Source organism: Ensifer oleiphilus, assembly GCF_013371465.1.
In the GTDB taxonomy this organism is placed as follows: domain Bacteria; phylum Pseudomonadota; class Alphaproteobacteria; order Rhizobiales; family Rhizobiaceae; genus Ensifer; species Ensifer oleiphilus.
Genome location: NZ_JABWDU010000009.1, coordinates 157,428 through 170,141 on the forward strand (window position 1 = coordinate 157,428; position 12,714 = coordinate 170,141).

A 12,714-nucleotide genomic window follows, 5' to 3' on the forward strand; every position below is an offset into this window, starting at 1 on the left:
GCAAAGGCTCACGCATTCGTGAGCCGAAGCCCAGTCGGCAGCATTGACAGGAATCGAGAGCGTTTCTACGGATTGATGATGGAAAAGGCACGACATGCGTATCAGCGTCTGCTGACGATGCTCAAGCTGGTGACGATGCTGTCGCTGGCGGTGTTGCCCTTTTCCACGGCTGCCGGCATGACCCATGTCGCCTCGCACGCCGCAATGCAGATGCACATGGTGACACAGACCGATGCCTCGGTCGACAACAGTGCTTCGGCGCTGAGCGAACACTGCCCGAGTGCCGACACAAACAAGACAAAACCGATCGGCGACAGCGGCAAGTCCGACAAGAAGGATTGCTGCAAGACCTTCTGCGCCTCCGTTGCCGTTCTTGCCGACGCCGGCGAGGTACGCTTCGGTCTACCGCGCTCCACGTTGAACGTTGGCCTGCAGTCGCAGCTGAGCCCTGGCGAACGCGCCGGCCTGCACCGCCCTCCAAGAGCCTGATTTCGTGAACAGCTGACCGCGTCTGCGGTCAAGGTCTTGGCCTGCCCGGCATCGCCGGTCGGACGCCGTCGTCCATCCTTCACATTTCAGGTTGAACCATGAAACGTCTGTTTCCCATGGCGCTCCTGCCCATCCTTCTGGGCGGATGCGCAACCACAATGCCTGCCGAGGTAACAAGCCTCGCCGATCCCGCTGAAAGTTCCACTGGCGCTGACGGCCAGACCTATCGAAGCCCTGTCGCCGGCTACGTCCACCGTGAGCCGGTCGGCCCAAAACGCTGGGTGCCGCTCAACGACGCCCAATCTCCCGGCAAGGGAGACGCATCATGACCATACAGAAGTTCAAGCTCGCCGCGATCATCGGCCTGCCGCTGGTCCTTGCCGGCTGTGCGACGAACACGGAGTATTCGGCTGGGGATGCCGGCTTCACGGCCGTCGAGGCCAAGGTCGGCGCCGGCACGGCCAAGCGAAGCGTCTGGATCCAGAACCGGCAACAGGCCGAAAAGGCTGAGGCACAGGTGAAGGCGCTGCTGGCGCGCAAATCGGTCGATGCCGATACCGCCGTGCAGGTCGCGCTGCTCAACAACAAGGGCCTGCAGGCCGCCTATGCCGATCTCGGCGACGCGTCGGCGGACGCCTGGCAGGCAACGATGCTGCTCAACCCGACGATCTCGATCGGCACAAGCGGGATCGGCGCGCCGGAGCTTCAGGCCTATCGTGCCATCGAAGGGTTGATCACCACCAATATCCTGGCGCTGATCACGCGGGAAAAAACCATCGCCGTTGCCGACGCCCGCTTCCGCCAGGCTCAGCTTGCCGCCGCGTTACAGACGCTTGCGCTTGCCGGCGAAACCCGCCGTGCCTGGGTCGAGACGGTCTCGGCCTGGGAAACGGTGACACAGCTCAACCGAGCACAGGCCGCCGCCGACGCGGCCTCGGAACTCGCCGCCAAGCTCGGCGAAACCGGAGCCATGGGCAAGGCAGATCAGGCCCGCGAGCATGTGTTCAATGCCGAACTCGCCGGCCAGGTGGCGGAGGCCCGCCTCGCGGCACGCCTTGCCAAGGAAAACCTCACCCGGAAAATGGGGCTCTGGGGGGCAAATGCCGAATACCGGGTCCCGAACCGGTTGCCTGACCTGCCGAAGGCGCTTTCCCGCCTCGATAGCATCGAGGCCGAGGCACTCAAGCGCCGTGTCGACCTGCAGATGGCACGCCTCGATCTCGAGGCCGTGGCAAAGTCCTATCGGCTGACCGAGGCGACACGCTTCGTCAGCGATCTCACGCTGGTTGCCGGTGCGGAAACCGAGCGCGAACGCGAAGACGGCGGCACCAAGTTCGAGACGACAGGCCAGGCGGAGTTGGAGTTCTCCATCCCCATCTTCGATACCGGCCAGGCAAGCCTGCGCAAGGCGGAGCTGGCGCATATGCGCGCCGCCAACCTGCTTGCCGAAAAGGCCGTCAACATCCGCTCGGAAGCCCGCTCGGCCTACCAGGCCTATCGGTCGCGCTACGACATCGCCCGCCACTACCGCAACACCGTCGTGCCATTGCGCACGAAGATCGAGGAGGAAGCCACCCTCAGCTACAACGGCATGATCACCAGCACCTTCGAGCTGCTCGCCGACAACAGGTCCAAGGTGGATTCCGTGATCCTGACCATCAATGCCAAGCGCGATTTCTGGCTCGCGGACGCCGATCTGATGACGGCGATCCATGGAGGCGGTGAAGCAGGCGCAGCGGCAGCAGCGGGCGCGGATTGAGAAGGACGATGACCATGTTCAACAGACGACAAATCCTCGGTGCGGGCGCCGCACTTGTTTCAACCACCGCCTGGGCACAGACATCCAACTCCGGCCTACCGGAAGCGGAGGGCATGAACAATGCCGCCACGCAAAAGCCGCTCGTGCCGACGAGCGGGCCGGACTACAACCCGGTCGTTACGCTCAACGGCTGGACGCTGCCGCACCGGATGAACAATGGCGTCAAGGAATTCCACCTCGTCGCCGAACCGGTGGAGCGCGAGATGGCCGACGGCATGACCGCCTATCTCTGGGGCTATAACGGCCAGTCCCCCGGACCAACGATCGAGGCGGTCGAAGGCGACCGCGTGCGCATCTTCGTCACCAACAAGCTGCCTGAGCACACGACGATCCATTGGCACGGCATGATCCTGCCGTCCGGCATGGATGGCGTCGGCGGGCTGTCGCAACCGCATATCCCGGTGGGCAAAACGTTCGTCTATGAGTTCGATCTCGTGAAATCGGGGACCTTCATGTATCACCCGCATGCCGACGAGATGGTCCAGATGGCCATGGGCATGATGGGTTTCTTCGTCATCCATCCGAAGGACCCGGCCTTCATGCGGGTCGACCGCGACTTCGTCTTCCTGCTCAACGCCTATGACATCGATCCCGGCACCTATGTTCCGCGCATCATGGAGATGACGGACTTCAACATGTGGTGCTGGAACAGCCGCATTTTCCCGGACATCGATCCGCTGGTCGTTGCCAAGAACGACCGGGTGCGGGTGCGCGTCGGCAACCTGACGATGACCAACCATCCGGTCCACATGCACGGCTACGATTTCGAGGTGACCTGCACCGATGGCGGCTGGGTTCGCCCGGAGGCAAGATGGCCGGAGGTCTCGATCGACATTCCCGTCGGCGCCATGCGCGCCTACGAGTTCGACGCCAAGTATGAAGGCGACTGGGCGATCCATTGCCACAAATCGCACCACACGATGAATGCGATGGGCCACGATGTCCCGACCTTCATCGGCGCCGACAAGACCGAAGTCGCGGCCAAGATCCGCAAGATCAAGCCCGACTACATGCCCATGGGCACGGCCGGCATGGCCGACATGGGCGAAATGGAAATGCCGCTTCCCGACAACACGATCCCGATGATGACCGGCTGGGGTCCGCACGGGGCGTTGGAGATGGGCGGCATGTTCTCGGTGGTGAAGGTCCGCGAAGGCATCTCCGCCGGGGATTACAGCGACCCCGGCTGGTACGAGAACCCGCCGGGAACGCAGGCATGGGAATGGTCCGGCGCGTTGCCGGAAACCACCCGGGCCACCGATGCCAAGACCGTGATCACGCCACCTTCCGCAAGAAAAGGCTGACCGCAATGACCTCTTCCAACGCAATCAAGGAAATCAAGATGAAGACGACACTTTTCGCGCTGGCGTTCCTCGCCGCTTCCTCGCTCGCCTCGCCGATGCTGGCAAGCGGCTCGCACGCAGGCGTTCATCAGTCCATGTCGATCGGAGAACCCGGCGAGGCCAAGAAGGCGACTCAGACCGTGCGCGTGACGATGAAGGAAACCGACGACGGCAAGATGATCTTCACGCCGGCAAGCATCAAGGTCCGCCAGGGGCAGACCGTGCGCTTCGCCCTCAAGAATGTCGGCGAGCTCGAACATGAATTCGTGCTCGACGACAAGGCGCAGATCCAGGAGCACAAGGCGGCGATGGAGAAGTTCCCGGACATGGAACACGCTGACGCAAACGCCATTCGCCTCGAGCCGGGCAAATCAGGCGAGATCGTCTGGACCTTTACCAACACCGGCACGTTCGAGTTCGCCTGCCTGGTCCCCGGCCACTATGACGCCGGCATGCATGGGCCGCTCGAAGTCGTGAAGAAGTGACTGTAACCGATTGAAAGGATGCCATTATGAAAACGCTCATCACATTGTTTGCGGCTCTGACCCTCGCCGCTTCCGCTCAGGCAGCCGAGTTCACCAAGGGAACCGTCAAGAAGCTTGATGCCTCCGCCAAGAAGGTGACGATCGCCCATGAGGACCTGAAAAACCTGGATATGCCCGCCATGACCATGGTGTTCCGCGTCAAGGACGAGGCTATCCTGGCCAAACTCAAGGAAGGTGCGGCGATCGAATTCGTCGCCGACCGGGTCGATGGCAAGCTGACAGTGATCGAGATCAAGTAATCCAACGCTCAAGGCCCGGTATAAGGCCCGGTATAAGGAATGTCCGGGCCTTGGGCGACCAGGCAAAACAGACAGGAAAGGAGCGTTCGATGTTGAACCTCAAAAGTAGACATTTCATTGCCGGCACGATCACGAGCATGTCAATGCTGACGGCCGGTGTGGCGATCGCGGCGGGCCCGATGACGGTCTACAAGGATCCGCAATGCGGCTGCTGCGAACAATGGGCAGAAGCGATGGAGGCAGCCGGCTTCAAGGTCGACATCCGCGACGAAGCCGACATGACGCCGATCAAGACCCGGTTCGCCGTGCCCGCCGAAATGGAAGGTTGCCATACCGCCGTCATCGACGGTTACGTCGTCGAAGGGCATGTACCGCTTGAGGCCGTGCAGAAGCTGGTCTCCGAAAAGCCGGATGTTGCAGGCATCGCCGTGCCGGGCATGCCCGCAGGCTCGCTCGGAATGGGCGACGACCCCAAGGCGTCCTATGACGTCTACACCATCGCAAAGACCTCGGGCGCGGCGGCAACCGTCTATTACAAGGTGCGACCGGCGCAATAGCGCCGGCTTGACTGGGCAGATTGGACCGTCAGGCGGCGCGCCACGCGCCGTCTGCCTCTTTGGTCAGCAACGGCGTGCGGAACACACCGACGACGCGGTCCGGCCAATGCGGCGCGAGGTCGGCCAGTGGCTGTCGCCAACGCTCGGTCTGCAGCATGGCGGCACCGATCGCGACCGGCTCCACGCCGCAGGTCTGCATCAGGGTCAGTCCGGCCACGATCGACGTGCCGCTGGAAATGACGTCATCGACGAGCACGACGCGCTTGCCCTCGAGCAACGGGAGCATGCGCGGATCGACATACAGCCGCTTCGTCTGGTCGGGGGTGGTGATGGACGACAGTGGGACGGAGAGATCGTCGACATACCAAAACTTGCGCGACGTTCCGAGCGGCACGTAACGGGCATGTCCGAGCTTGCGGGCCACGGCGCTCGCGAGCGTCAGTCCCAGCGTCGGCAGGCCGGCGATCACGTCCGGGTTGAATGGCGCCAGCCTTAGAGCAAGTTCCGTTGCCAGGGCTTCCTCAACGGCGAAGCTCGCCTGGTTGATGATCAGCGAGGCCAGCGCATGCTTGCCATCGGAGAGCTGCCGGATCGGCAACTGGATCTGACGACCGTCGTCGAGTGTTGCCGGGAAGAAATCCCGATAACCGCTTCTAGTATCGAAACTTTTCGGCGGAAACACATCCTGCCAGAATTCATGCGGCTGCATCGATACGGTCCTATTCTGCGCCAACAAGGCTTCGAACGAAAGGCGATGAAAACACCGGCGCACTGTTCTGGTTCCGGCGGTTTTCGTCTATACCGTTTACCACTTCGATCAAACCGAAAGGGCGCCCCGGCCGACGCAAATCTGGGGAATTCGACGGCCCTGCTCCGACAGACATGCAAGGAACTGCCAGACAATGCGCGTGCCAGATGGGATCTCCAACGACCTGCCCTTCCTCACCGAATTCCGTCGTGATCTGCACGCCCACCCCGAACTTGGCTTCGAGGAGGTTCGCACCAGTGATCTGGTCGCCAAACTCCTTGAAGAAGTCGGCATTAAAGTCCACCGCGGCCTTGGAAAAACCGGTGTCGTCGGCACGCTGCAGATCGGCAACGGCACCCGCTCGATCGGCCTTCGGGCGGATATGGACGCACTCGCCATGCCGGAGCTGGCCGACCGGCCGTACAAGTCGAAGGAAGCCGGCAAGATGCATGCCTGTGGCCACGACGGTCACACGACCATGCTGCTGGGTGCCGCCCGCCATCTCGCCAAGACACGGAATTTTTCTGGCACGGTGCACTTCATCTTCCAGCCTGCCGAGGAAGGCCGTGGGGGTGCCAGACGCATGGTCGAGGACGGCCTCTTCCAGCTCTTCCCCTGTGATGCCGTCTACGGCCTTCACAACATGCCCGGCCTCGATCCAGACGAGATGGCCGTGGTGGCGGGGCCGCAGCTTGCCTCCTCCGACAGCTGGCGGTTGACCTTCCGCGGTGTCGGCACCCATGGCGCCAAGCCGCATCTCGGCCGCGATCCGGTGACGGCGGCCGGCACCTTCCTCGCCTCGCTGCAATCGATCGTCGGTCGCGTCGTCGACCCGCTGCAGCCGGCTGTCGTCAGCGCCTGCTCGGTGCGCGCCGGCGACCCGAAGGCGCTCAACGTCATTCCGGATACGGTCGAGATCGGTGGCACGGCCCGCGCCTACACGCCTCACGTCCGCGATCAGCTCGAAGAAGAGATCGGCCGTCTGGCGCGCGGCACGGCCGAAATGTACGGCATCAAGGTCGACTACGAATTCGAACGCCGCATCCCGCCTGTCGTCAATGACACAGATGCGAGCGAACGGGCGCTTTCGGCCGCCCGCACCGTCTTCGGAGAAAAGACGCGCACGCAGTTTCCGCCCTCAACCGCCGGCGACGATTTTGCCTTTTTTGGCCTCGAAGCGCCCGGCTGCTACGTCTGGCTCGGCAACGGCCCCGCCGTCGACGGCGCGCTTCACCACAACACCGCCTACGACTTCAACGACGACGCGATCGGTCCCGGTGTCGCCTTCTGGACGACATTGGTGGAACAGGAATTGAGCGCCTCGGCGGATCGCTGAACATCGAACGCCTTCACTCGGCACGTCTCCGCGTGCGTGGTTGCTCTGAGCAGATTGCGTGAGCAAGATTCCAGGAAAAGGGCACGCCAAAAAAGGCGCCGGCCTGTCGCGCCGCCAAGACGCCTTGGGCGTCAGCACTTGCATCGATGGTCGGACTTTTGCACTGGGCACACGGGATTTCGCCAAGGCGGCGAACGGATGAATTGTCGCGATCACTTGTGTGCATGGCAGGGCGACAACCGTAGCCCTGCGTGATGCCTCACAGGACTTCGAGCACCGGGTTTTCGAGCAACTTGCCCGTCACCACATCGGCAATGCCGCGATCGGTCTGGTGCGGACCTGCGTTGCAGGCAAGCGTCGCTCCGAAACACGCCTTGAAGACGAGATAGGGCGGCTGCCACTCGACGATCCGCCCGACAGCGTCGCGCAAGCGCGCAAAGCCGGCTGACACCTCTGACAGCGGCGCATCCGAGACCAGGCCGCACAGCGGCAAGGGCAGGATCGCATCGACCTTGCCCGCCGACGCCACAGCCATGCCGCCGCCGGCAGCGATGACGGCATTGGCCGCCACCGTCATGTCGTGGGCGTTACCGCCGAAGACCGTGAGGTTGTGGCTGTCATGCGACACCGTCGTCGCGAAAGCCCCGCGCCATTCTCCCCAGCCGGTGAGCAGCCCGACACGCGGCCTGCTGTCGGCGCGGCCGTGGCGGTGGGCAACAGCAATCAACGCCGCGCCTTGCGGCGGAACGACGTAGCCGTCCTCGACGTCGGCCACGACCTCACTCCACTCAGTAAAGCGCGGACGGTCGATGGTGGCGATGCGAACCTTCGACCCCGTCGAAGCGATGGCGAAATCGGTCTCGTGCAACGGCTCGATCTTCATCGTACCGGCAAGGGTCCGGACGTCTGCCTTCGGCGCGCCCTCGATCATTCGTTCGCCCAAGGCTACCTGCCTGCCGCCGGCAATGACCGACCGAGTACGAAACGCCTGCACGTCGTCGAAGATCGCGATATCCGCCCGCCGTCCCGGCGCAACGAGGCCGAGGTCGGCACGGCCTAGGCGCTGAGCGGCGTTCAGCGTTGCGGCGCGCAGGGCCCATTCGGGTTTGAGCCCGTAGCGCACCAGCCGCCGCACCACGTCGTCCAATCCGCCTGAGCGGACGAGATCGTCTGGAAAGACATCATCGGTGCAAAGCGTGACGGTCTGCGGCAGGTGGCCGAGCGTGTTCAGCGCCTCGACGAATTCCGGCAGCAGGTGATCGTGCGAGCCACGCAGTTCGATCGTGAGCCCGGCACGGAGCTTTGCCATGAGATCGTCGGCAGAGACCAGCTCATGATCCGAACTGACGCCTGCTGTCACGAATGCCTGCAGGTCGGATCCGGCAAGGCCGCGCGCATGGCCGTTGACCGGCTTGGCAGCAGCAAGCCCCGCCTGCACGATCGCGTGCATGCGGGGATCGCCATCGATCACGCCGCGCATGTTCATCATCTCGGCGATGCCGCCGATCTCGGGCCAGGCGAGCATGGTGGCGATGGCATCGGCGTCGAAATCGGCACCCGTCAGTTCAAGGCCAGGAGCCGACGGCACGCTCGACGGTGCGAGCAGCACACAGCGCAGCGGCAAGTCTGCGATCGCATCGGCAGCCCAGCGCACCCCGGCAATGCCGCTGACATTGCCGAACTCATGCGGATCCCAGACAACAGTCGTAACGCCGCGCGGCAGCACCGCGTCGGCATAGGTCGCGGGCGTCACCATCGAGCTTTCGACATGCATATGGGTGTCGATCAGTCCCGGCGACAGATAGGCGCCGGAGGCATCGACGATATCTGCGGCATCGCTGCGGCTACCCGGCGCATGCACGCTGGCAATCAGCGCACCGACGATGCCGACGTCTGCTGCGCGCCGTTCGCCGGTGACCATGTCGACCACGGTGCCGCCGGTGATCAGCAGGTCGAATGCCTCAGAACCCCGCGCGGCCGCGATGGCGCGCGCGCGCAACGTCGCATCCATCAGATCCATCGGCTCCTGCGGGCGCGTCACTTCGCGGCTTCCTTCATCAGGGCGCCAAGGATCTGCGCACGGGCCGTTTCCGCATGCACGTCGGTTGCGTATTCCGCGTTGAAGGCAGCGTGACTTTCACGGGTCTCGACCACCGTGCGCCCACGCGTGAGTGTGCCGGCAAGTTCCGCATCGATGCGGGCCTTGCGGAAGGAAATCGCGCCAGGATTGACGAAAGCGACGGCGGCTGAAGGATCGTAGATCGCCATGCCCGGACGCCCGCGGCTTGTGCCGATCGAGACGTAGCCGGACAGGAGATCGGCGATCAGCGCAGCGTTGACGCCACCGGTGGCCCGAATGGGCGCGATATCATCGGGATAGGCGAAGACCTTGCGGCAGAGGTCGAGGTCGACCATGCGCAGCGGCAGGTCGTGCGCCAGCACGATCGCGAGTGCTTCCGGGTCGGCGAAAGCGTTGAATTCGGCCGACGCCGTGTGGTTGCCGCTGGTGACGCCACCACCCATCCAGGTCAAGTCGGTGATCTTCGCCGCCAGATCCGGACGCGCGAGGCAGAGGGCTGCAAGGTTCGTCAGCGGACCAAGCGCCAGGATGCGGCGTGGCTCGTCGCCCTCCTCCAGCCAGCGGCTAAGGGCGACAAAGGCATCGCTCGCCGGGAGTGGCTGGGCCGTCGGTAACGACAGGCCTGCGGTCGGCATGCCGGTCTCGCCAAGAATCCGCTCCGCGGTTTCGAGCTTGCCGAGCACGGGCAAAGCGCGCCCTTCGTGGATGGGAAACGTCCAGCCGAATGCCATCGCCGCACTGGCGGCGTTGCGCCTCACCTGCTCCATCGGCGTGTTGCCGAACACGAGAGAGACGCCGTCAATCACCTCGTTGGCGTGGAGAACGACGAGCACCGCTGCGATGTCGTCAAAACCCATGTCGGTATCGATCCAGATCCCCATGGCCGGTTATCCGAACCGCTCGAGCCGTGCCGCCTTGGCGACCGGCAGGTCGAAGCTGAGTTCGGTGCCGGGCTGATGCGCGGCGAGGCCTGCATCCTCCTCGGCCTTGATGGCGCCGAGCGGTGTGTCGAGCAGATATTCGCGGGTGCTTCCGGAGAAAGAGGCTCCGCGCACAGTGCCTTGGAAAGGACCTGAACCAAGGGTCACCATGCGCGGACGCCACGCAAGCCCTGCCGTGTCAGGCGGCAGGGATTCGGAAAGAGCGATCGGGCCGTTTGCGGCTTTGAGCTTGCCGCCTTCGACCGCAAAGATGTTCTCGAAGCCGACGAAATCGGCAACGAAGCGGGAAACCGGGCGATTGTAGATGTCTTCCGGCGTGCCGATCTGCTCGATCGCGCCGTTCAGCATCACCACGATCCGGTCTGCAAGCGACAGCGCTTCGCCCTGATCATGGGTGACGAAGATCATCGTCACGCCGGTTTCCTTCTGCACGCGCTGCAGCTCTGTGCGCATCTCCAAGCGAAGCCGCGCGTCGAGGTTCGACAGCGGCTCGTCGAGCAGCAGCACCTTCGGCTCCATCACCATCGAGCGGGCAAGGGCAACGCGCTGTTGCTGGCCGCCGGAAAGCTCGGCCGGCTTGCGTGTCGCGAACTTCGACAGTCCTACGGATTTCAGGCCAGCGGTGACGCGCGTCTCGATATCACTTACCGGCATCTTCTTCAGGCGCAGGCCGAAGGCGACGTTTTCGAACACCGAGAGATGCGGAAACAGCGCATAGGACTGGAAGACGAGCCCGACCGACCGCTTGTTGGCGGAAACCCGGGTGATGTCGACGCCGTCAAGACTGATGCGGCCAGACGCCGGCGTCAGCAATCCGGCGATCGAGCGCATCGTCGTCGTCTTGCCGCAGCCGGACGGACCGAGGAACGCCACCAGTTCGCCCTTGCGGATCGACAGGTCGAGATCCTTCACCGCGACAGTATCGCCATAGGCGAGCGTGAGTTTTTCGAGGCTGAGGAAGGAAGCGTCAGACATAGCGGGAAAATCCTAGGAAGCGTTCGGCAAGGAAGACGATGCCGATGGACATGAAGGCGAGCAGCGCAGACAAGGCCGCAACCGACGGGTCATAGGTGATCTCCATGTAGGAGAGCATGTCGATCGGCAGCGTGCGCACGCCCGGCCCGGACAGGAACAGCGAGACCGGCACCTGGTTGAAGCTCGTCACGAAGCCGAGGATGAAGGCGGCCAGGATGCCGCTGCGGATATTCGGCATCACCACCCGGAAGAAGGCACCGGCTCGTGAGGAGCCAAGCAGCACCGCCGCTTCCTCGATGTCGGAGCGCAGGTTGTTGAGGCTGGCCGAAACGACGCGCACCGCATAGGGCAGCACCAGCGCCGTATGCGCCAGGAACAGCGCCAGCGTGATGTTGAAGCCGAAAGGCACGACGATGTAGCGCAGCAGCGCCAGACCGACGATGATACCCGGCACGATGATCGGCAAGGACACGATCGTGCGGATGGTTTCGCCGAACGGCAGCTTGTAGCGCGACAGCGCATAGGATGCGGGAATGCCGAGCACCAGCGCCATCGCGGTGCCGCCGATGGCAAGGAACATCGACACGGCGAAACTTTCGCGGAAGCTCTCGACCGTGAAGACCTTGACCACCCACTTCAGCGAGAAGCCCTGCGGCGGGAAGGCCAGCGTCTCGCCACCCGAAAGCGATGCCGCGACAATGATGAAGAACGGCCCGATCAGGAAGGCGACGACCAGAAGCAGGACGAGGGGCGAAAAGATACGGGGGGTCATCGCTTGTTCCTCGCGGTGGCAAGCCGTTTCAGAAGGAGATTGGCAGCAAAGCTCATGACGATCAGGATGAAGGCGATGACGCTGGCCGAGACGAAATCATTGGCGACGGTGACGCGCTGATAGAGCAACGTCTCGAGCATCAGCACCTTGGAGCCGCCGAGGATTGCCGGCGTGATGTAGGCGGTGAGCGAACCGGTGAAGACCAGCGTTCCACCGATGACCAGACCTTCCTTGGTCAGCGGCAGGATGACCTTCCAGAACACCTGGAACCAGTTCGCACCCAGCACGCGCGCAGCGGGAATGGCGTCCTTCGGCATGTTCTCGAGCGCGCTGATCAGCGACAGGATCATCAGTGGCAGGAACAGCTGCAACAGGCCGATGAACACGGCCGTTTCGGTAAAAAGAAAGCGGATCGGTTCATCCGAAAGGCCGATGAGCTGAAGCGCCTGGTTGACGATGCCGGTGCGGCCGAGAATGACGATCCAGGCATAGGTGCGCGCGACCGACGAGATCATCAGCGGCAACACGACGAGGCCGATCATCTGGCCCTTGCTGCGCGGCGAAAGATTGACGATCGCAAAGGCCGCGGCATAGCCGATCACGGCGGAGACGGCGGTCACCATCAGGCCAAGCCGGAACGTGCGCAGGAAGACGGTGCGGTTCAGCGGGTCGGTGAAGAAATCGACATAGGCGGCGAGCGACCAGCTGTCGGCGCTGCGAAAGCCTTCGGAGAGCAGAATGACGACGGGCGCCAGAAAGACGATCGCCGCAAACACCGCTGCCGGCAATGCGAGCGCCAATGCCTCGGCGCGGTTCTGAAACATCCTTCGTCTTCCTTTCGTCGCGTTCATTCATTGCGGGGTCGGCTCA

14 protein-coding genes are annotated in these 12,714 nt (G+C 63.4%); 8 read left to right on the forward strand and 6 right to left on the reverse strand.

What is annotated here, in order from left to right:
• Positions 1-78 precede the first annotated feature (78 nt).
• The 7 genes from HT585_RS26685 to HT585_RS26715 all read left to right on the forward strand — a co-directional run bounded on the left by HT585_RS26685 (position 79) and on the right by HT585_RS26715 (position 4,992).
• The gene (locus HT585_RS26685) at positions 79-489 is read left to right on the forward strand and encodes a hypothetical protein (RefSeq protein ID WP_176355824.1); all 411 of its coding nucleotides are present in this window, start codon (positions 79-81) and stop codon (positions 487-489) included.
• Positions 490-587: 98 nt separating this feature from the next.
• A complete protein-coding gene (locus HT585_RS26690; RefSeq protein WP_176355825.1) occupies positions 588-818 on the forward strand; it encodes a hypothetical protein in 231 nt (76 codons plus the stop codon).
• Positions 815-2,248, forward strand: coding sequence for a TolC family protein (locus HT585_RS26695; protein WP_176355826.1), 1,434 nt, complete (start codon positions 815-817; stop codon positions 2,246-2,248). Before HT585_RS26690 ends, HT585_RS26695 begins: the two co-directional genes overlap by 4 nt.
• A gap of 14 nt (positions 2,249-2,262) precedes the next feature.
• Positions 2,263-3,612, forward strand: a complete 1,350-nt coding sequence (locus HT585_RS26700; protein ID WP_176355827.1) for a multicopper oxidase family protein — start codon at positions 2,263-2,265, stop codon at positions 3,610-3,612.
• Between the two features lie 38 nt (positions 3,613-3,650).
• The gene (locus HT585_RS26705) at positions 3,651-4,136 is read left to right on the forward strand and encodes a cupredoxin domain-containing protein (protein WP_176355828.1); all 486 of its coding nucleotides are present in this window, start codon (positions 3,651-3,653) and stop codon (positions 4,134-4,136) included.
• A gap of 26 nt (positions 4,137-4,162) precedes the next feature.
• The gene (locus HT585_RS26710) at positions 4,163-4,435 is read left to right on the forward strand and encodes a copper-binding protein (RefSeq protein WP_176355829.1); all 273 of its coding nucleotides are present in this window, start codon (positions 4,163-4,165) and stop codon (positions 4,433-4,435) included.
• A gap of 89 nt (positions 4,436-4,524) precedes the next feature.
• Positions 4,525-4,992 carry a DUF411 domain-containing protein gene (locus tag HT585_RS26715; protein WP_176355830.1) on the forward strand — a complete coding sequence of 156 codons (468 nt, stop codon included), beginning with the start codon at positions 4,525-4,527 and terminating at the stop codon, positions 4,990-4,992.
• A 28-nt stretch (positions 4,993-5,020) separates the two neighbouring features.
• On the opposite strand, the gene HT585_RS26720 is transcribed toward HT585_RS26715, so the two are convergent.
• Positions 5,021-5,701 (reverse strand): phosphoribosyltransferase, encoded by a 681-nt coding sequence (locus HT585_RS26720; protein WP_176355831.1) that lies wholly within the window; start codon positions 5,699-5,701, stop codon positions 5,021-5,023.
• A 193-nt stretch (positions 5,702-5,894) separates the two neighbouring features.
• On the opposite strand from HT585_RS26720, the gene HT585_RS26725 reads away from it, so the two are divergent.
• On the forward strand, positions 5,895-7,076 hold the full coding sequence (locus HT585_RS26725) for a M20 aminoacylase family protein (protein WP_176355832.1): 1,182 nt from the start codon (positions 5,895-5,897) through the stop codon (positions 7,074-7,076).
• 259 nt (positions 7,077-7,335) lie between these two features.
• On the opposite strand, the gene HT585_RS26730 is transcribed toward HT585_RS26725, so the two are convergent.
• The 5 genes from HT585_RS26730 to HT585_RS26750 are packed head-to-tail and all read right to left on the reverse strand — an operon-like array spanning position 7,336 to position 12,668.
• Positions 7,336-9,096 (reverse strand): adenine deaminase, encoded by a 1,761-nt coding sequence (locus HT585_RS26730; protein ID WP_210270581.1) that lies wholly within the window; start codon positions 9,094-9,096, stop codon positions 7,336-7,338.
• A gap of 17 nt (positions 9,097-9,113) precedes the next feature.
• The gene (locus HT585_RS26735; RefSeq protein ID WP_176355834.1) at positions 9,114-10,037 is read right to left on the reverse strand and encodes a nucleoside hydrolase; all 924 of its coding nucleotides are present in this window, start codon (positions 10,035-10,037) and stop codon (positions 9,114-9,116) included.
• 6 nt (positions 10,038-10,043) lie between these two features.
• Complete coding sequence (locus HT585_RS26740; protein WP_176355835.1) at positions 10,044-11,072, reverse strand: ABC transporter ATP-binding protein; 1,029 nt, start codon at positions 11,070-11,072, stop codon at positions 10,044-10,046.
• Positions 11,065-11,844, reverse strand: coding sequence for an ABC transporter permease (locus tag HT585_RS26745; protein WP_176355836.1), 780 nt, complete (start codon positions 11,842-11,844; stop codon positions 11,065-11,067). The genes HT585_RS26740 and HT585_RS26745 overlap by 8 nt, the downstream gene beginning before the upstream one ends.
• On the reverse strand, positions 11,841-12,668 hold the full coding sequence (locus HT585_RS26750) for an ABC transporter permease (RefSeq protein ID WP_176355837.1): 828 nt from the start codon (positions 12,666-12,668) through the stop codon (positions 11,841-11,843). The genes HT585_RS26745 and HT585_RS26750 overlap by 4 nt, the downstream gene beginning before the upstream one ends.
• Between the last annotated feature and the right edge of the window lie 46 nt (positions 12,669-12,714).